General features: G+C 30.7%; 18 protein-coding genes. 3 read left to right on the top strand and 15 right to left on the bottom strand.

What is annotated here, in order from left to right; all coding sequences use genetic code 11:
* Window positions 1-128 precede the first annotated feature (128 nt).
* On the top strand, window positions 129-1,331 hold the full coding sequence (locus tag CLOBL_RS18365; protein ID WP_077860355.1) for a DHHA1 domain-containing protein: 1,203 nt from the start codon (window positions 129-131) through the stop codon (window positions 1,329-1,331).
* 228 nt (window positions 1,332-1,559) lie between these two features.
* The gene (locus CLOBL_RS18360; protein ID WP_077860354.1) at window positions 1,560-2,618 is read left to right on the top strand and encodes a galactose ABC transporter substrate-binding protein; all 1,059 of its coding nucleotides are present in this window, start codon (window positions 1,560-1,562) and stop codon (window positions 2,616-2,618) included.
* 49 nt (window positions 2,619-2,667) lie between these two features.
* Here CLOBL_RS18360 and CLOBL_RS18355 read toward each other — a convergent pair whose 3' ends face one another.
* The 3 genes from CLOBL_RS18355 to CLOBL_RS18345 all read right to left on the bottom strand — a co-directional run bounded on the left by CLOBL_RS18355 (window position 2,668) and on the right by CLOBL_RS18345 (window position 7,553).
* Window positions 2,668-3,609 carry a polysaccharide deacetylase family protein gene (locus CLOBL_RS18355; protein ID WP_077860353.1) on the bottom strand — a complete coding sequence of 314 codons (942 nt, stop codon included), beginning with the start codon at window positions 3,607-3,609 and terminating at the stop codon, window positions 2,668-2,670.
* A 470-nt stretch (window positions 3,610-4,079) separates the two neighbouring features.
* A complete protein-coding gene (locus CLOBL_RS18350; protein ID WP_077860352.1) occupies window positions 4,080-5,819 on the bottom strand; it encodes an ABC transporter ATP-binding protein in 1,740 nt (579 codons plus the stop codon).
* The gene (locus CLOBL_RS18345) at window positions 5,820-7,553 is read right to left on the bottom strand and encodes an ABC transporter ATP-binding protein (protein ID WP_077860351.1); all 1,734 of its coding nucleotides are present in this window, start codon (window positions 7,551-7,553) and stop codon (window positions 5,820-5,822) included.
* A 240-nt stretch (window positions 7,554-7,793) separates the two neighbouring features.
* Here CLOBL_RS18345 and CLOBL_RS18340 point away from each other — a divergent pair, with 240 nt between their 5' ends.
* A complete protein-coding gene (locus tag CLOBL_RS18340) occupies window positions 7,794-8,660 on the top strand; it encodes a LysR family transcriptional regulator (protein WP_077860368.1) in 867 nt (288 codons plus the stop codon).
* A 228-nt stretch (window positions 8,661-8,888) separates the two neighbouring features.
* On the opposite strand, the gene CLOBL_RS18335 is transcribed toward CLOBL_RS18340, so the two are convergent.
* From CLOBL_RS18335 to CLOBL_RS18280, 12 genes are all read right to left on the bottom strand, one after another.
* On the bottom strand, window positions 8,889-9,974 hold the full coding sequence (locus CLOBL_RS18335; RefSeq protein WP_077860350.1) for an ABC transporter substrate-binding protein: 1,086 nt from the start codon (window positions 9,972-9,974) through the stop codon (window positions 8,889-8,891).
* Between the two features lie 53 nt (window positions 9,975-10,027).
* A complete protein-coding gene (locus CLOBL_RS18330; RefSeq protein WP_077860349.1) occupies window positions 10,028-11,071 on the bottom strand; it encodes an iron ABC transporter permease in 1,044 nt (347 codons plus the stop codon).
* A 71-nt stretch (window positions 11,072-11,142) separates the two neighbouring features.
* Complete coding sequence (locus CLOBL_RS18325) at window positions 11,143-11,925, bottom strand: ABC transporter ATP-binding protein (protein WP_077860348.1); 783 nt, start codon at window positions 11,923-11,925, stop codon at window positions 11,143-11,145.
* 490 nt (window positions 11,926-12,415) lie between these two features.
* Window positions 12,416-12,619 carry a heavy-metal-associated domain-containing protein gene (locus CLOBL_RS18320; protein WP_077860347.1) on the bottom strand — a complete coding sequence of 68 codons (204 nt, stop codon included), beginning with the start codon at window positions 12,617-12,619 and terminating at the stop codon, window positions 12,416-12,418.
* Between the two features lie 123 nt (window positions 12,620-12,742).
* Window positions 12,743-15,178, bottom strand: coding sequence for a heavy metal translocating P-type ATPase (locus CLOBL_RS18315; protein WP_077860346.1), 2,436 nt, complete (start codon window positions 15,176-15,178; stop codon window positions 12,743-12,745).
* A gap of 160 nt (window positions 15,179-15,338) precedes the next feature.
* A complete protein-coding gene (locus CLOBL_RS18310; RefSeq protein WP_077860345.1) occupies window positions 15,339-15,605 on the bottom strand; it encodes a metal-sensing transcriptional repressor in 267 nt (88 codons plus the stop codon).
* A gap of 287 nt (window positions 15,606-15,892) precedes the next feature.
* Window positions 15,893-17,089 (bottom strand): amidohydrolase, encoded by a 1,197-nt coding sequence (locus CLOBL_RS18305; protein WP_077860343.1) that lies wholly within the window; start codon window positions 17,087-17,089, stop codon window positions 15,893-15,895.
* A 55-nt stretch (window positions 17,090-17,144) separates the two neighbouring features.
* Complete coding sequence (locus CLOBL_RS18300; protein ID WP_077860342.1) at window positions 17,145-18,173, bottom strand: CPBP family intramembrane glutamic endopeptidase; 1,029 nt, start codon at window positions 18,171-18,173, stop codon at window positions 17,145-17,147.
* Between the two features lie 41 nt (window positions 18,174-18,214).
* Window positions 18,215-19,006, bottom strand: coding sequence for a carbon-nitrogen family hydrolase (locus CLOBL_RS18295; RefSeq protein ID WP_077860341.1), 792 nt, complete (start codon window positions 19,004-19,006; stop codon window positions 18,215-18,217).
* Window positions 19,007-19,188: 182 nt separating this feature from the next.
* Complete coding sequence (locus CLOBL_RS18290; protein ID WP_077860340.1) at window positions 19,189-19,533, bottom strand: phenylpyruvate tautomerase MIF-related protein; 345 nt, start codon at window positions 19,531-19,533, stop codon at window positions 19,189-19,191.
* A gap of 337 nt (window positions 19,534-19,870) precedes the next feature.
* Window positions 19,871-20,776, bottom strand: coding sequence for a YafY family protein (locus CLOBL_RS18285; protein WP_077860339.1), 906 nt, complete (start codon window positions 20,774-20,776; stop codon window positions 19,871-19,873).
* A 74-nt stretch (window positions 20,777-20,850) separates the two neighbouring features.
* The gene (locus CLOBL_RS18280) at window positions 20,851-21,213 is read right to left on the bottom strand and encodes a VOC family protein (RefSeq protein WP_077860338.1); all 363 of its coding nucleotides are present in this window, start codon (window positions 21,211-21,213) and stop codon (window positions 20,851-20,853) included.
* Window positions 21,214-21,336: the final 123 nt, after the last annotated feature.

The raw sequence follows: 21,336 nt of genomic DNA, 5'->3' as shown, positions 1-21,336 counted from the left end.
AAATAAATAACAATTCCAAAAGCCGCGTATGCTGTCAGATAGACTTGTTATTTATTTGATTGTACCTAATATAAATATGTTTCTACAAACGAGTTTAGAATAAATAAATTTAGGAGGCTAGTTTACATATGGAAAAAATTTATTATGATAATCGATATCTTAAGGATTTTACTGCTGAAATTGTTGACATAAAGGAAGTTGATGGTAAATTTCATGTTGTTTTAGATCAAACTGCATTTTTCCCAGGCGGCGGCGGGCAGTCTTGTGATCTTGGATCTATAGGAGAGCATGCGGTTCTTGATGTTTATGAAAAAAATGAAATTGTTTATCATGTAGTTGAAAAGAAACCCATAAAAATACATAAGGTTAAATGTGTAATTGATTGGGATAGAAGATTAGACGGTATGCATCAACATTTAGGTCAGCATGTACTTTCTGGAGCTTTCTTTAATCTTTTTAATGCTAACACCTTTGCTATACATTTAGGTTCTGATATAAGTACTGTTGATATTTATGGTATTTTATCTGAAGAGCAGGTTCGCCAGGCTGAAAAGCTTGCAAATAAAATAATAGGCGATGCTTTAACTGTTGAATCTTTTATTCCTACTAAAAGTGAACTAAAAAAGTTAAGCTTAAGACGTGCCCTTCCAAATACTGAAGAAGATATTAGAATTGTCAAAATAGGTGATTTTGATATAAATGCCTGCTGTGGTCTTCACCCTGCATCAACTCAAGACTTAAGACTTATTAAAATAAAGAGATTTACAAAGCACAAAGAAGGAACTAGAATAGAATTTTTAGCTGGGGAACGTGCGGTTTCTGATTCCTTTAAAAAAGATGAGTTCCAAAATTCTATTTGCAAATACCTAAATTGCAATGAAGATGAGGCCATAAATGGTATTAAGAACTTAAACGAAAACCTTCGCGCAGCCAATGAACTGAATAAAAGCCTTAATGCTTTATTAGCTAAATATCAAGTTAAAGAAATCCTTGAAAATGCTGCTAAAGTAAATGATATTAGACTTATAAAACAAATATTTGATGGAGAAAACTTAAAGTATGTAAGCAATCTTACTTCAAAACTTATTGAAAATCAGCGTACAATAGCTTTAATGGCTGTAAAATCTGATGACAAAGTTAATCTGCTCTTCGCTTGCTCTAAGGATATTAGTGAAATAAAAATGAATGAGCTTTTAAAGGATTCTATATCTCTTATTGATGGTAAAGGTGGCGGAAGCCCATTCCAGGCTCAAGGTGCTGGTAAAAATAATTCAAACCTCGAAAGCGCAATGGATTATGCTTTCAATAAAATCTCACATACTTTAGGCTAGATTATTCTATTTAAAATCGTATATTAAAATAAAAGTAGTTACACCATGAACTCCTTTTGCAAAATTCCCAATAATTCAAGTGAAACTCCATAGAGATTAATATTTCTCTATGGTTTTCTTAATTATATAATACAGTTAAATTATTCTATCAATACAGAATAAAGTTTCTATTTCTATATAAACTATATATATATTTTTTAATTCTTATATAGATTTAGGGGTATTATAATGAAAATAATAATAAAAATAATTACATTTATTCTAGTTATGTTTATTGCCTTTATACCACCGTCTATTAGTAATATTAGTAGATTTGCCTATTCGGCTATAAATAATAATAGAAAAATATATAATGTTGCAGTGGTAATTCATAGAGGTGATGACCCCTATATGATGAGACTTAAAGAAAGCTTAAAGAACATTCAGGAAAAACATAATGATATCAATTTTACATTTTACGATGCCAAAAATAATATAGCTATACAAAATGAAATAATAGACTCCGTTCTTAAAAAAAATTTTGATTTAATTATATTAAATTTAGCAAATAAAAAAGAGGATACTGTAGAAAATATTATTTCTAATATTAAGAAAGAAAATATTCCAGTAATTATTATGAATATTCCGCAAGATACAGTAAAAAAAGTCTCCCCATTATATAGTAAAGCAGCTTTTGTACTACCAGATTCCAAAAAAGCTGGCAGCACCCAAGGAAAAATTATTGCTGACTTATGGAATAGCAATAGGAAAGCTTTAGATAAAAATGGTGATAACATACTACAATATGTTTTATTAAAAGGTGAGGTTGATGATCCACAAACAATTGATAGAAGTAAATATGTCATTTCCACACTTAATGATTCAGGAATAAAAACTGAGAGTCTAGGTATAATAGATGCTAATTGGACGAAAGAACTTGCTAAAGATTCCTTTGAACAATTATTTCTCAAATATAATGGGACTATTGAAGCAATAATATCCAATAATGATGCTATGGCCATAGGTGCTATTGAAGCACTACAAAAATATGGATATAACACAGGCGATCAATCTAAACATATACCTGTATTTGGAATAGACGGACTGCCAGAAGCTATCAATTTAATTGATAAAGGTATTATGACTGGGACTGTCGTTCAAGATCCAGATATTGCAGCTGAAATGCTTTATACTATTGGAATGAACTTAATTAATGATTTAAATCCTGTAGAGAATACAAATTACAAGGTTATCGATAGCGAAATCATAATTCCATATTCTTATGCTATATATACAGGTAAACCATAATTTTTATCAGTAATTTATGATTTACCTGACCTGCATATTTACTTTAGCTTTATTTAATAATTTTAAATTCGTAGCCTTTCTGCTTTAAGTATTCTATTATTGCAGGTAAAGCCTTTGCAGTTTCTTCTTTTCCATAAGTATCATGCATTAATATTAACGCCTTTTCTCTATTCCCTATGGTTTTTATAGCTTCCTGAGTAAGCTGGGCTGCATTTTTATGTCCCCCGTCTTCTGCATCTCCTGATAATGCATTCCAATCAATTTGATGCCAGTCTTTCTCATGCAAAGCTTCATCCACCGCCTCTGCTCCTTTTGGATCTTTCTTACTCCAAGTCATCTGCCCTCCTGGAAATCTTATAGCTCTTGTTGAGAAGTCTTGTCCTAAAACATCTTTTAAGGCTTTATCTGTTTTATTAAAATCAGACATACAATTTTCCAAGCTTATCTTTCCATTTGGAAATAAATAATTATAATCATGTGTATAAGAATGAATACCTACTGCATTACCTTCTGCCACTTCTCTTTTAACTAGATCCTTACTAGCATCATCTTTGTCCACATATTTTCCTATTAAAAAAAAGGTTGCATTTACATTTTCAGACTTAAGAATATCTAATATTTGTGGTGTCACTGTTTCTGATGGTCCATCATCAAAGGTTAGGTAAGCAACTTTTTTGCCATCTGCCCCGTCTGGCGTTTGCCCTTTTACTTGCTGCTCTATATATTTCTCTAAATACGCAACATTTTCCACATTACTATCACTTTCTTTGTCTATTGAATTATCATTACTGTCTTTAGCTGCGTCCTTATCTTGACTTTGTACTGAGTTATCTGTAATAGCTTGTACGCTTTGCTTATCTGTTGAAAATCTTTGTGCGACTACTAAACCTCCTGTAATAACTAATAATGCAACTACAATAAATAGTATACTGATTCGTGCTTTATTGATATTACTATTATTATTCACCTTGTTCTTACGATTAAGCTTCATTTCTTTACCTCATTATATATTTATTAATTTGTTAATTAAATTTGTGACGTCTATAGATATCCAAAACAAGAAATATACTTATACACCAGAAATTATTATTGATATCACATGAATCAAGCTAATGTATAAGTTAAATTTATAAATTGTTTATCTATACTATTAAAATAAGATTTTTACTCAAGCTATAACTTAAAAATAATTTATTAACATTAATATATATGCATGTTATCTAGTCAACTTGTTATTTTATTTCACATATCTTATTTCACAAATAACAAGTTGATTTTCTTATAAAAACTTTTATATAAGTTGTGATAATGAAATTACATCACTATTGTTTGCAAGAATGCCAAAACAAAATCTTTAATATAAACTCTTTAACGGAACTTATATAGACTATACAAATAAATACTATATAAAATATAATTATTTATTATTTTTCGATGGTATCTTAATTCCTATACTATTTTTTATAGTTGATACTTAAATTGGCTATTATATAGTTCTGTATAAATTCCACCTTTATTTACAAGTTCATCATGATTTCCTCTTTCAACAATTTTACCGTTCTTCATAACAAGTATTAAATCTGCATCCTGTATCGTTGAAAGCCTATGGGCAATTACAAAGCTTGTACGTCCCTTCATCATTGAAAGAAAAGCATTCTGTATCTTAAGTTCTGTTCTTGTATCCACGTTGCTTGTTGCTTCATCCAATATAAGCATAGGAGGATCTATGAGCATAACCCTTGCTATGGTTAGAAGCTGCTTCTGACCTTCTGAAAGATTGCCGCCTGATTCAGTTATTATTGTGTCATAGCCCTCAGGAAGTCTCTTTATGAAGCTATGGATATACGCTGCCTTAGCTGCATTTTTAACTTCATCTAAAGTGGCATTTGGTTTACCATAGGCTATATTTTCTCTTATAGTTCCTTCAAAAAGCCAGGTATCCTGAAGCACCATACCAAATTGACTTCTAAGACTGTCTCTTGTAAAATCATTTATTTCTCTGCCATCTATTGTGATTTTTCCTTTATTCAATTCATAAAATCTCATAAGAAGATTTACCATAGTAGTTTTTCCTGCTCCAGTAGGCCCTACAATAGCTACAGTACTTCCTCTTTTTATATCAACACTAAAATCTTCTATAAGAGGCACTTTTTCATCGTAAGCAAAGGATACATTCTCAAACTTAACATTTCCCTCACTAGTTTTTATATTTTCAGCTTCTTTAGAATCTGCTTTTTCTGGTATTTCATCTAAAATAGAAAATACTCTTTCACAAGAAGCAAGTGCAGCTTGAAGCTGAGTAGCCACACTTGTTATATTATTTATAGGCTGTGAGAATTGTGTTGAGTACGTTAAAAAGCTCGAAATTACACCAACACTTAATCCACTTAGAACAGAAAGTACTCCTCCAATTAAACCAATTAAAATATATGTAATATTATTTACAAAACGTGTCGCTGGATTTGTAAGAGAAGAATAAAACTGAGCTAGCTGTCCACATTTATAAAGTCTTTTATTAATTCCAGAGAAATTCTCCTCTGCTCTCTCTTCGTATCCAAAAAGTCTTACTACCTTTTGGTTCCCTACTATTTCTTCTGTATATCCATTTAATTCTCCAAGAGTTTTTTGCTGTTCCTTAAACATTTTATTAGATCTTTTTGTAATAAAAGAAGCAATAATAAAACATGGCGGAGTCATTAATACTATTACAACTGTTAATTTAAAGCTTAAACTTATCATTAAAATAATTGAACTTACTATTGTTATTATTCCTGGATAAAATTGAGTTATTCCTTGAAATAATCCATCTGAAATATTATCCATATCATTTGTCAGCCTGCTTATAATATCTCCATGAGGATTTTTGTCAAAATACTTTAAGGGCAGACTGCTTATTTTATCTAAAGCCTTATTTCTAAGGTCTTTTACAGTATTATAAGCTACTATATTAGCAACTGCGGTGAAAAGCCAAGTAAATATTGCACTTACTACATAAATTACACCAAGGACTATAATTGTATTAATTAAGCCACCAAAATCAACTCTTCCTTTAGCAATTATTTTATCAATGGCCTTTCCAACTATTAATGGCATAAAAGCAATGAGCACATTACTTATAAGAGCAAATATTAAAGCTATAAACATATAACCTTTATATTTTGAAACATAACTTAATAATCTAGATAATGTATTTTTTTTCATCTACATAGCCTCCTTTGTAATTTGAGAACTACATATTTCCTTATAAACATCTGACTCTTTAAGTAATTCTTCATGATTCCCTACTCCTGCGAGTTTTCCATCATCTAATACAATTATTAAATCTGCATCTTTTATAGTGCTTATTCTTTGAGTAACCATAATCACAGTTGTCCCATTAGAATTTTCCTTAAGAGCTTTTCTAAGAGCCGCATCTGTAGCATAATCAAGAGCACTTAAGCTATCATCCATAATTAATATTTCTGGTTTTTTTACTAAAGCTCTTGCTATAGTAAGTCTTTGTTTCTGCCCCCCAGAAAAGTTTACGCCTCCTTGAGAAATGTAGGTATCATACTTTTCAGGCATTTTTTCTATAAAATCTTTCGCCATTCCAATTTCAGCTGCTTTTTTTACTTCATCCATAGTGGCATTTTGAGCTCCCCATTTTATGTTTTCTGACACACTGCCTGAAAATAAAACAGCCTTCTGAGGCACAAAACCTATATTATTATCAAGCTCATTTTTCTTATAATCCTTCACATTAATTCCGTTTATTAATATATCACCTTTGCTTGTATCATATAATCTAGGAATTAAATTAACCAAGGTTGTTTTTCCTGAACCTGTACCTCCTATAATTCCAACCATCTGTCCTCTTTTTATTTCAAAACTCATATCACTTATAGAATCTTCTTTAGAACCTTTATAAGAAAAGGATACTTTGTCAAACTTAAGTATTGGAGTCGTATCATCACATTCTTTATTGAAACCTTTATTTCCATCATACTTAATGCTTGCTTCTGTATTAAACACTTCATTTACACGTGCTGCACTGGCTGCTGCTTTTGTGAAGGTAACTATAAGGGAAGCAAGCACTATAAGTGCTGATAAAACCATGTTTATATAGTTTATATAAGCAATGACTTTTCCTGTGGTCATCGCTCCTGAATCTACTCTTATTCCCCCAAACCAAATTACTGCCATAAGTGCAAAATTCATTATTATGCTTGTAACAGGATTCATAAGAGCAGATATTTTTCCAACCTTGATTGCAGTACCTGCAAGTTCTTCATTTGATTCTTTAAACCTTATTCTTTCACCTTCTACTCTTGAAAAGGCTCTTATAACTCTTACTCCAGATAAGTTTTCTCTTAATATAAGCGCTAATTTATCAAGTCTTTTTTGAACTACTTTATAAAGTGGAAGTGATTTACTCATAATAAGATATATTGCAAAAATAAAAAATGGAATTGATAAATACATTATTAAAGATAATTTAACATCAAGTAACATTGCCATTATAATTCCACCAATACAAAGAAATGGTACCCTTATGGCAAGTCTTATGAACATTGCGAGACCTAGTTGAAGTTGATTTACATCATTGGTTACACGATTAATAAGAGATGATGTTCCAAAATCATCAATTTCATTATAAGAAAATGTACCTATTTTCTTAAATATAGCATTTCTAAGAGCTGTTCCAAATCCCTGCGCAGCAATAGATGCGAAATATTGACAGGTAAAAGATGATAATACTCCGCAGACTGCCATTAAAAGCATTATAATTCCTATTTTAATTATGTAGTTAATATCCTTCGTTCCTATGCCTTTATCTGTTATAAGCACCATTATTGTAGGTATTGATATTTCAAAAACAGCCTCCAGCAATTTAAATATAGGTCCTAATATAACTTGTTTTTTATACGGCTTTATGAATTTTAATAAATTATTCAATATTTATCCCCCGATCTTCGACATATAGATATCCAATTTATGAATTTAACATATGCATTAGCCTAGTTCATGTAATATCAATAATAATTCCAAGTGTATAAACGAATTTATTGTTTTGGATATCTATATATTGAATATTCTTCAAATTTACTTTATCATTATATCAAAAACAAATACATATAAAAAATACATAATATATATGACTATCATACATTTTTTATATGGGAGAAGGTGAAAAAAATAGATATTAAGCAATTAAAATATTTCTATGTTATCGCAGAAGAAGGACAAATAACGAATGCTGCAAAAAGGCTTCATATTGCCCAACCTCCATTAAGTTATCAACTGAAAAATCTAGAAAATGAACTAGGAGTACAACTAGTTGAAAGAGGCAGCCGTAATATAAAATTGACAGATGCAGGACTTATACTTTATAAACGTGCTAAACAAATACTATCCCTGACAAAATCTACTGAAGATGAATTAAAGGATTTTAAACATGGGGTAAACGGAACCTTATCCATAGGAACTGTATCTTCATCTGGAGCTTCACTTTTAGACAGCAGAATGAGTATATTTCACGAAAAATATCCCTTCATAAATTTTGAAATTCATGAAGGGAATACTTACGAACTCTTAGAAGCATTAAATAATGGCATAATTGAAATTGCAATAGTAAGAACTCCTTTTAATGCTTCTGGAATAAACTCAATTTTTCTTCCAAAAGAGCCTATGGTTGCAGCAATGGTAAAGAAACTTAATTGGACAGATAATAATGTTATTGATATTACAGAATTAAATAATAGACCATTAATCTTCTACAGGAGATTTGAAGGTTTAATATTCAAGGTATGTCAAGCTTCTAATTTTGAGCCTTCTGTATTTTGCAAAAATGATGATGCAAGAACCTCTTTGCTTTGGGCAAATGCTGGACTTGGAATTGCTATAGTTCCAAAATCTTCAATAAAATTGATAGGCTCTTCAAACTTAATTTTTAAAGAACTTGATAATGCAGAACTATCAACTCAAATAGCTATAATCTGGTCTAAAACAGGTTATCTTTCTTCTGCTGGAAAAAACTTTTTAAATCTGTTTAAAGATACATAAAATTCTACCTTAAACTTTTGTACACATTCCTAAAAATAAAAGACTGCTATATTTTTCCATAGCAGTCTTTTAACTTTATCTATATTATAATTTCTAATAATAGTTTAAGCTAAAATTTATTAATAAAGCAATATTTATTCTTTAATTTAGAGCATATAAAAAATCACATTTAGTATATAACATTGCCATATAGCTTTATAATGCCTAGTATTCAATACTAATGTTCTTTTATTCTTTAGGTGGCTGTGCTTTTAATATTTGCTCCACGTCTTCATCTGTAAGATCGTAATTCAAAAATTTCTTAAAGAAGCTTTTTGTCTCAGCAGATATATCTAAATCTTTAAATTTATCAGGATAAATTGTTTTGGCCGCCCATTGAATCTGGAGAGCCTCTTCACAACTGTAACGATCCCATAAATATGCTCCCGCTGGATTTTGATATACCTTTCCATTTTTGACTGCTGATACTTTCTGCCAGTTTGGATCATTAACCATGTTATCTAAAAGATTTACTTTACCATTAGACCCGTCCCCACCAAGTATAATTATATCAGGATTCCACTGCATTACCTGCTCTAAAGATACTTCCTTCATAGTGCCATTAATTTCCTTTGCTGCGTTTATTCCCCCAGCAGATTCAATCCAGTCATTAATAATAGAATTTCCTCCATCAACTGCAATTGGAGATAGAGATTCTACATGAAGAATTTTGGGCTTTTCATTGTCTGGTACATTTGAAGTAACATCTTTAATCATTTTGATTTTGTCATCTAAATATTTATTATATTCAGCTGCACGCTTTTCAGCATCTCCCCCTAAAACCTCTCCTGTTAGAGTCACACACTTTTTCATTGAATCAAAATCAGTGAAATTTAATTGGACTGTTGGAATACCTAAGCTTGAAATTTTATCAACGCTTTTATCAGCTGCTTGTACAAATACTACATCTGGCTTATTATTCATTAAATCCTCTGTATTAAAATTTGCCCCAAAGGTACTGACTGCGCTATTCATATTTGGAGTAACCTTATAAATCCATGGAGTAGCTGCCTTAGTAAGAGAGGTTGCTACCACCTTGTCACCAACACCTAATACAGATAAAACTTCATTATGAGCCTTCCAAGAATCAGCAATTTTATTTATAGTTGTAGGCACTTCAACTTTTGCACCTGAAGCATCGGTAATGCTTTTCGTTTTTTGAGAATCTTGTGCTTTAGAATTCTGCTCTGAAGATGTAGTTCCTTGGCTTGAATTGCATCCAGTAAATGCTGCTGCAAAAAAAATACATAAAGTTACTGCTATTAATTTTTTCATTATTGTTCTCCTTCTTTCTTATTACTAGTTTAAAACGTATAATTGAATATACTTTATATTGAATTTTTTCTTGCTTTTAACAATATACTTAAAAAAAATGGTGCCCCTATCAATGAAGTTAAAATTCCAAGAGGTATTTCCATTGGAAATATGGTTCTTGAGATATCATCAATTAAGAGTAGATAACTCGCTCCAATTATAACAGAATTTGGTATAAGCATTTTATAATTTGGTCCAACAATGAGCCTGGTTATATGAGGAATTACTAGTCCTACCCATCCGACCATTCCAGCCATGGCAACTGAAGAAGCTGTCAATAAAGTAGAGGAGAATATTAAAATAACCCTCATTCTATCTACATTTATTCCTAAGGATTTTGCTTCTTCATCACCAAAGGCAAGAATATTTAATTTCCACCTCAGTAATAAAATTGGGATTATTCCGATAATAAATGAAGCTAGTAACAAATAAATTTCATTTGCTGTTATATTAGAAATCCCACCCATAAGCCAGAACGTTATAGCTGGCAGTTTACTATCAGGATCAGCTACATATTTTATCAGTGAAATAAGAGATTGAAATAGAGATGAAATTACTATTCCTGTAAGCACTAATATTAATGTCGTGCTATTACCGCGGCCAATGATCTTGCTTATTATGTAAGTTGCAAAAACTGCTCCCATCCCAAAAATAAACGCTAGAAATTCTACTCCTGCCATATTGAAGGATAATAAAAGAGCAATAGCTGCACCAAAACCAGCGCCTGCTGAAGCACCTAATATATCAGAAGAAACCATAGGATTTTTAAATAGACATTGATAGGATGCTCCTGAAACTGAGAGGGATGCACCAATTATTAAAGCTGCTATAATTCGTGGTAATCTTATTTGGAATATTACAGATTCAATATTATCGGACCAAGTTTTAGGAATCCCTGTTATCTTTGCATAGAATATGTAAATAAGTTCTTTAGGTGTAACAGAATACCTTCCAACTGAAAATGAAATTAGAAATATAAATAACAGTATTAAAATTAATATTATCTGTATTGGTATTCTTTTAGCTTTTTTTAGAGTCACCTGGTTTGTTTCATTCATTAAACAATAATCTCCTTCTATAAATATTAGAAAAATGAATAATAGCTCTAGAGATGCCATTAATATTTTTCTCAGCTAATCATTGGTACACAAGTTTTTATCTTAGCTCCCTTTAAATCACTAGTAGTAATGATTTTAACATTTATACCATATGCTTTTTTGAGCTTTTCTTCTGTAACTACTTCGTCCACATTTCCCACTGTGAACTCACTATTTCTCTGAATTAATGCAACCTTTGTCGAACATAAAAAGGCGTGATTCGGAAAATGTGATGTCATTATAACTGCTAGGCCATTTTTAGAAAGCTCATTTATTCTCTCCAGAACCCTAATTTGATTTCCAAAATCTAAATTAGAAGTTGGCTCATCCATTATCAATATTTTAGGTTGCTGCGTAAGAGCTCTGGCAATTAAAACCATCTGCCTTTCTCCTCCACTTATTTCTGTATAAATTTTATCCTTTAGATACGATATTTTTAGAGAATCTATAGCTTTTTCTGCAATATCTATATCTTGCTGACTTGGAGAAGAAAACATAGACATATGTGGGCTTCTTCCCATTAAAACCACATCAAAAACTTTAAAGGGAAAAGGCGGGGTATGGGCTTGAGGCACATAACCAATAGTTCGTGCCAACTTGTTTCTAGTCCAGTCACTTATGTTTTCTCCATCTAGAAGTATTTCTCCACCCTGCAATTTCAAAAAGCCTAATATGCTCTTAAAAAAAGTTGTCTTTCCTACACCATTAGCTCCTAATAAACATAATATTTCTCCAGAGCTTATGCTTACAGATATATCTTTGACTATAATATTTGTGCCATAACCACAAAAAGCATTCTTAACCTCTAATTTCATCTTATACCACCTTTCCTTTATGAATTCATGCTTCAATTAACTTCTTCTTACTTCTTTTCTATATACAACAATAAAAAACACAACAGCAGTAGTGATTATTATAATCATTACTAGAGAAATCATTTCTTCGCTGTTGCGTCATTGCTATCAAATGTATTTATTACTCTTTTTGCTACAATATAATTACCGTGCTTTCCTCGTTATCCAAATAAATACATTACTACCATATTAAATTGTTTTATTACATATTAATTTATCACACCTATTATTATTTGTCTATATTTATCAAAATCTTTCCGCTAAACATATTATTATTATGTATATTGATGTTAAATTTTATATTTTGTTATCTTTTATTATGTTTAGTCATCATTTTATTACATTAATCATCAACTCTAAACCAATTCAAAATAAATAAGGTCATGTATTTAAGCTTATTATCTTAAATACATAACCTTCATTTAGTTCTAATTAAATAAATTCTGAACTACTATTTTATATTGACTACATCATAGCCTTCTTCTTCAATTGCATTTTTTAATTCATCGTCACTATTTTCAGTTTCAACTATTGCCCACTTATCTTCAAGGCTTACTTCTACTGATGTCACTTTATCTAAGCCTTCTAAAGCTTCTTTTACATGAGCAACACAATGCTCACAACTCATTCCTTCAATCAATATTTTCTTTTTCATTTTTTCACCTCCTCCCCTTACTCCAGTTTACAGTTGCTGTTAAAATTAAATTTTACAGCTTAACATTCATCATGCGCATTAAAAATGTTATAGTTCATAATTAGTATCTAAAACTGATAACTATCAACCGTTAACTGTAAAATGCCTAAGTCGTAGTGCATTTGTAAGTACTGATACTGAACTAAAACTCATTGCTGCTGCTGCTATCATTGGATTTAATAGTGGTCCTCCAAAGATATGTAGAATGCCCATAGCAACAGGGATTCCTAGCACATTATATCCAAATGCCCAAAATAAATTTTGCTTTATATTTTTAATGGTTGCTTTGCTTAATTTAATAGCAGTTATAACATCCATTAAATCGCTTTTCATAAGAACTACATCAGCAGATTCTATTGCAACATCAGTTCCTGATCCTATTGCAATACCAACATCTGCTTGTGCTAAGGCTGGTGCATCATTAATTCCATCTCCAACCATTGCTACCTTTACATCTCCCTGTTGAAGTTTTTTAACTTCATTTGCTTTATCTTCTGGTAATACTTCAGCTAAAACTATATCAATTCCAACTTGGCTGGCTATGGCATCTGCGGTTTTCTTATTATCGCCAGTAATCATCGCTACTTTTATTCCCATATTATGAAGAGCATTTATTGCATTTCTACTGCTTGGCTTCACAACATCTGCCACTGCAACTATTCCTTTTAGTATTCCATCAATAGCTACATACATTGGTGTTTTTCCTTCACTTGCTAATCTATCTGAATCTTTTATTAGCTCACTAAGGTCTATATTTTTTTCTATCATTAATTTTTTATTTCCAAGCAATATATGTTTTCCTTCTATTTTTACTTCTATACCATGCCCAGGAATTGCATTAAATGCTTCAATATCTTTAAGGCTTAAGCTTCTATCTTCTGCTCCTCTGACTATTGCTTCCCCTAGTGGATGCTCTGAGCCCTTTTCACTACTTGCGGCTAAAACTAATATCTCATCTTCTGTAATATCACTTGTTATTATGTCTGTAACTACTGGCTTTCCTTCTGTTATAGTTCCAGTTTTATCAAATACTATAGTTTTTATAACATGAGTTGTTTCTAAAGCTTCTCCACCTTTTATTAGCACTCCATTTTCAGCACCTTTACCAGTTCCAACCATTATTGCAGTCGGAGTAGCTAGACCTAATGCACATGGGCAGGCTATAACAAGTACTGCGATGAATATTGTAAGTGAAAATACTGTTGTCTCTCCAGCAATCAGCCATCCTACTGAAGCTATAACTGCGAGTCCAATTACTATTGGCACAAAATATGCTGATATAACGTCTGCAAGTTTTGCTATTGGAGCCTTTGATCCTTGTGCTTCTTCCACTAATTTTACTATTTGAGCAAGTGCAGTATCTTTACCAACCTTAGTTGCCTTATACTTTATAAAGCCTGTTTTATTGATACTTGCTCCTATTACATTGCTTCCTATAGTCTTTTCAACTGGTATGCTTTCTCCTGTAAGCATTGATTCATCAATAGAAGTATTTCCCTCAATAATTTCTCCATCTACAGGGAGTTTTTCACCTGGTCTTACTAAAACAATATCGCCAACAGTTACCTCTTCCACTGGAATAACCATTTCAGTGTCATTTCTTACAATTGTTGCAGTTTTAGGTGCGAGTCCCATTAATGCTTTAATTGCCTGCGAAGTTCTGCCTTTTGAAACTGCTTCTAAATATTTGCCTAAAGTTATTAACGTTAAAATAACTGCTGCTGATTCAAAATACAAATGCATAGCATAACTAGTGTCACCTGTTTCTATCTTATAAATTGCAAATATTCCATACAAAACTGCAGCGAGTGTACTTATTGCTATTAAAGAATCCATGTTAGGACTCAATCTAAATAAATTTTTAATTCCTACTACATAAAATCTATACCCAGCTGCCATTACTGGTAGGGTTAAAATGAGCTGAACTACTGCAAAATTAAATGGATTCATCATGGAATCAATAATATCTGGAAGCGGCATTCCAAGCATGTGTCCCATAGTTATTATTAAAAGTGGAACAGTAAAAATTAGTGATAAAATAAATCTTCTTAATAAAACCTCACTTGCACTTAACTTTTTCTTTTCTTCACTTTTTTCTGCTTCTTTCACCAGCTTATATCCTGCCTTATCCACAGCCGCTTTAATTTCACTATAACCAATTTCATCTTCGTCAATATTTATAGTAAGCTTTTCTGTTGCCAAATTTACAACAGAGCTTTGAACTCCATTAAGTTTTTTTGTGACTCTTTCAACTCTGCTTGAACATGCAGAGCATGTCATCCCTTCAACTTTAAAGGTATAAGTTTTAAAATTTTTCTTAACTCCGTATCCAGCCTTTACTACAGCACCTTCTATATTTTCACTATTTAAAATATTTTCATCAAATTCAACATTCAATGTCTCTGTTGCAAAATTAACATTAGCAATATTTACTCCATCTAATTTTTTAACAAATCTCTCTACTCTATTAGCACATGCCGAACATGTCATTCCTTCAATTCTAAATGCTTTTTTACTCATCCTTCACTTTCACCTCTTTACTTCCTTAAAATAAATACATTCCTTTATATAAATAACTTCAACTTTATATAAATATTTAGATTCTATATTTAACTTATAATATAAATTGTTTATCAAATTTTATGTATGTTGCTTCGGTAAGTCATCACATACATTTTTATTATTTTGAAAGTAACTTTTCTAAAACCTTGTTTAATTCTTCAATCTTCTCATCAGGATTGTTATTAAGACATGCTTCTTTTACACAATGACGCAAATGTCCTTGTAAGATCATCAAATCTGCCTTTTTAATTAATGATTGAACTGCCATTAATTGATTAGCAACGTCTATACAATACCTGTCATCTTCGATCATTTTTATTATTCCTTCAATTTGACCCTTTGCTGTTTTTAATGATTGCAATGCTTTTTTTCTCTCTTCGCTCATAATTTCCTCCCTCCCCCTCCAGGGGGTGTTCTTTGATTTTATTATATATTATTAATTTTATTTGTCAATAGTAATTTCTAATTAACTTGCACGGCAAATTCTGGTTACCTCAGACATCAAATTTCTGTACTTAACTTGTAATTATATATTATCCACTAATTTTAATGATATGTGTAAATAAAAAAAGGGAGACCTGTTTATTTAGCCTTTCTTTTAGTGTCTTAAGCACTCCTTTAACAATCCTGCATAATAAACTATCTCTCTCTTCAATTCATTTTATCTTAATTTTAAAATTTAGTAATGGACTTATCTCTATATTTTTCCTCTATTATTTCTCCTAATGCTTCTTCTGCTAATTGCGCAAAGTATTTTGAGCAATTTAAAATTGCCTTTTCATCTATCCTATATTCTGGATGATGATGTGCATAAGATTTTCCTATCCCTACAGTAATAAATGCACCAGGTATATCTTTTTGATAATATGCAAAATCTTCTCCCTCTAGTCCCATAGAAATTTGCTTAACACTATATCCCAATCTTCTGCCAATTTTACTGCTAAATTCCACCCATTCCTCACTATTATTTGTTGCTGGAGCTCCTAAATGCCAAATAAGTTCTGCATTTCCTCCAAAAGACTTAGCTATTCCTATAACTACTTCATTCATTCTCTTATGAATTAACTGACGTATATCTTCACTTAATGTTCTAACTGTTCCTTCAATATACGCAGATTCCGGAATAACATTCCATGTATTTCCTGACTCTATATGAGTCACACTTAATAATGCTTTTTCTGTTGGTCCTATATTGCGGCTAATAATCGTTTGAAGAGCTGTAACTATACTAGCAGTAATTATTATTGGATCTACACTTCTTTCAGGTTTAGCTGCATGACTTCCAACTCCTGTGATTTTAATTTCAAATCTATCAACTGCTGCTGTCATAGCCCCAGTTTTTATTCCCATAATACCAACTTCTGCATCTGAAATATTATGTATTCCAAATATAGCGTTTACATCATCTAAAACACCTGTTGATATAATCTTCTTTGCTCCATCTGCGCTTTCTTCTCCAGGCTGAAATATAAATTTAACTGTACCTACTAATGAAGGCTGATGCCTTTTTAACAGATATGCTGCGCCTAAAATTACAGCCGTATGGAAATCATGCCCACATGCATGCATTATTCCATCAATTTTTGATTTATATGGTAAAGTTGTCTCTTCTTGAATTGGCAAGGCATCTATATCTCCTCTAATGGCAACAACCGGACCATTAGGGTTCCCTTTTATTTGTGCTACAAGTCCTGTTTCTAATGGCAAATCAAGAATTTCTACTTCTGCCTTTCCTAATAAACTTTTTATTAATTTTGTAGTTTCAAATTCTTCATTAGATAACTCAGGATTCTCATGCAATTTGCGATATAATCCTATAAGTTCATCATTTAGATTCTCTATGACTGATAATAATTCCTTATTCACTATATTAGTCCCCCTTTAAGCATCTGAAAAAACATAACAAGCTAGTATATATTATATATCACTTAATTTTCGTTATATTCGTTATTAATGTGGTACCAACTATAAATAATCCATAAAAAACTATATAACCTATTGCCCACCCTCCACTAAAAGAAGCTTTAACTTTTTCAAGGATTTTTAATACCATAGTATCTTCAATAGCTGTTTCCATGAAATCCTCTTTATATATATTAACAAATAGGAGTAATGCTGCAATTCCTATTAAGAAATATATAACTCCTACTAAAACATCTACCATTGGCATATTGAGTAATGATATTCCAGTAATTGCAAAGTTAATTGTATTATTAAATACATGAACTATTATTGATGGCACAATAGATTTTGATTTAGTTGCAATAAAGGCTAAAATAATTCCCATTAATATTGGATTAATGAACTGAACCAGATTCAAATGGAACATGGAAAATAAAATTGATGACACAATGATTGCTGTCAAATTTCCATACCTTTGCATGCTTTTAAGAATAAACCCCCTAAATATGATCTCTTCTAAAATTGGCCCAACTAAACAAACATAAATTAAAAATAATATCAAGTAAACAGTTTGCGCGGGAAAAGTAAAATCTGGTGTTGGTATAGTTATCTTTAATTCATTAAGTACTATAGCATATAAAGAATATATCGTATTTGATATCATTCCAACACCTATAGAAGAAGCTGTCCCTAACAACACAAATAACTTTGTTGATCTATTTTTTGAAAATATCTCCTGTCTAATTTTTATTTTTGTAGTATTCATAGCTATAATAATTGCTATAATATCGCCAATTATACACGGAAGATATCCAACTAAAAAATTCTCTGCATCTTTAGAAAAATGTAAAATTATATTGAAGTTACCTTTTGTAATTATAGATAAGATAATATTAATTAACTTTATTATAAATATTACTGCAAATTCTATTCCATACGTTGATATGGCTAATATTAAAAGTATCTTTGCACAGTTTCCACCAGTTTTTTTTATATCTTGTCGTAATGTACTTCTTTCTTCTTCAATTTCTTGTTGAAATTCATTTGTCATTCTTTTGCCTGCCATTTCACTTCTATATTTTTAGCTTAATTTTACTTTATACAGTAATTTATGTTTTCACTATAGAAATTTTCTCTTCTATCTCTTTTTATATCAAACTTTGCTCTAACTTCCAAAACCTGTTCAATTTCTAATTCCTCAACAACAAGAACTTCTTTAGACGTAATCTCATTTAAGATTTCTCCGTTTGGATTAATAAAAACTGAACCTCCATCATATTGCAATCCGTCACCTATGCCTACTCTGTTTATTCCTATAACATAACATTGATTTTCGATAGCTCTTGCCTTTAATAAAGTTATCCAATGCTCTTGTCTTGATTTAGGCCAATTTGCTGCTACAGTAATCATTTGAGCCTTCTTAGAAACAATTTGGAATATTTCTGGAAACCTTAAATCATAACAAATAAATGATGCTATATTGAATTCATCAATTTTGCAAATACCTATTTCCTCACCCTTATAATATTTTTCACTCTCTCCTGCATAAGAAAATGGATGTAGCTTAGTGTATTTTAACAGAACCTGGCCTTCCTTCGAGATAATGATATATTTATTCTTGCCTCTTTCATCAACTCTTATCGCAAATCCAAGTCCTATATTTATTTTGTTCCCTACAGCTATACCTTTAATCCAATCTATTATTTCTTCTTCGGATAGCAAAAGCTTGTCAATATCCATGGTAAACCCTGTTAATGTCATCTCTGGGAACAATATTAATTCCACATTATTTTCTGCAGCCTTCTCTATAAATTCTTCAACTTTTTTCATATTCCTTTCAATATCTTCCCATGATATATCCATTTGAGCAAGTCCTATAATCAATCGATTTCCTCCCCATTAATTATTATCCCTCACTAAATAATTATAAAATTCTGTAGATAATATTCATTCTCAAAAATATAAAACAATTATTTTGCATCACTGCACTTATAAATAAACATTTTATAAATTTGACTTATACAGAATAATTATCTACACCAATTAAACTTTTTTGTGTATCTATACTAGAAATTTTTTCCGTTCCAGCCCCATTCGTTAACTTCTTCATATTTTACGTATATTTTATTTTGAGGTATTCCAAGCTCTGCTTCATATATATTGCAAATTTCTGCTGTTAATTTCTCATAAGCATCTTTACCTGCTTTTCCAAATATTTTTACTTCAATAAATGCACCTTTTTCTAATTTCTCTCCTGCAAAATATAATGAATACTCATCCTCAAAACCAATCATTAAAAAAGTTTCACTCTTTCCTGGAATTAACTCTATTGCTTTTCCTAATTTCTCTTTTATGATTACCTCTTTTTCCTTCGAAATTTTCACGTTGACTTTTGATCCTATAAATGGCATACTCTTAAATCTCCTTCCAATTTTAATAGTAATAATTTCTTTTATATTACATATTATATACATTTTAGTCACATTTATAAATGTGGCTATATTAACTTCAATTATATCACATATCCCACATACTATTACCTTTAACTTAATCCGCTTTCAAGTTATATTACTCATTTATTTAACCAGCTCTCTGGCATCATGAAAAGCGGCTACGCCACTCTTCAATTGATAATGTACACTTTACAATGTACAATTTCGGTTAAAATTCCTTATGTAATTGAAAAAATCCCATAACTTCTAACACAATAATAAAAGCACCTTAATTTTATATTAAGATGCTCAATTACTATATATAATTCTTTAAACCTTCTTCAAATTTTCTTTTTATAATTTCTCTGATATAATCTGGTTCTACAACCTCTGCATATTCTCCATAGGACATGATATATCCATAAATCCAATCTCCCTCAGGAAAAATTGCAATTGTATTAAAACTTCCATCTGCATTTTTCACGATATTTTCTTCAGCAAATTCATCATAAACCCTATATGCCATATTCTCATGGATTTTCAAATTCAAAGTTACCATTTTAATATCATGTAATTTATCAGATATGTTTAAAGTGTCATTAATAATATCTCTTTTAAAGACGTCATTTTGTAAATTCAACTTTTTAATACGTGTAAATTTAAATATCCTAAATTCATTTTTAAGCTTGCAGAAGCCATATAAATACCATCCCTGTCCTTTAAATATTATTTTTAAGGGTTCAACGTTTCTTAAGCTTTTTTCACCATTGGAATTGTAATACATAAAACTGACAACTCTGTTATTAAGAATAGCTGTTTTTATTAAGCTAAACTTGTCTTTTTCATCACTATCACTGCCCCATTGCGATAAATCAACATCAATCCAGCTAACCCCTTCTTTATTAAAAACTGTACTTAATTTCTTAAAAACAGGCTCTACATCTAAAAACTTCATAACACTAAGACTCTTGAGGCTCATTAATATTTCTTCCTGCTCTTTTTCTGAAAGCATAGATTTATTTAATACAAAATTATCAGTTAGGCTAATTCCTCCACTCTTCCCCTTACTTGTATACACCGGTATTCCCGCAATCGATAATGCATCGATATCTCTATAAATTGTCCTTACTGATACTTCAAAATGTTCTGCAAGTTCTCTTGCTGTTATTGTTTTTCTATTTAATAAAATATATACTATCTCAAACAACCTATTAATCTGCATCTTCATCACCTAACTTTATTATAATCAACTGTATATAAATAAATCAAAAATTTAATTTATTACTTATTGCTATTCTAATGTATTGGGCAAGTTACTTCTATGGTATTCCCTTCACTATCTAGGAATTCTAATACTTTATTGTTCCCTATAATTGTTAGCGGAAAAATAATTGGACACTTGAGCTTCTCAAGTTTTTTCTGAACTAAATCAATGTCATTTACTTCAAGGCTTGGCAAGCAGTTATTTCCCCATACCTTGAGTTCATTCATCTTTTTATTTGCAAATAACCCGTATCTAAAATTATTAATTACAAATACACTATATATTTCATCTTTTTTAAAGACCTTTTCCCCCAATAATTCTTCATAAAATTTAATTGCTCTTTCCATATCTCTAACACAAACATATAATGATCTTATTTCAAACGTTAAATTCATGAAATTTTCCCCTTTAAATTTATATTTCTTAGAATTTTACAGCTAAGTCTCATGAAAATAAATAGTAAGTCCAAGGTTGCCTTGAATATTTTTCATCAGGCAAGGAGGTAAATTGACTTGTTA

It is taken from the genome of Clostridium sp. BL-8 (assembly GCF_002006495.1).
Classification (GTDB): domain Bacteria; phylum Bacillota; class Clostridia; order Clostridiales; family Clostridiaceae; genus Clostridium.
The sequence above is the reverse complement of the archived record's forward strand: the minus strand, read 5'-3'. Positions and strand labels throughout refer to the sequence as shown.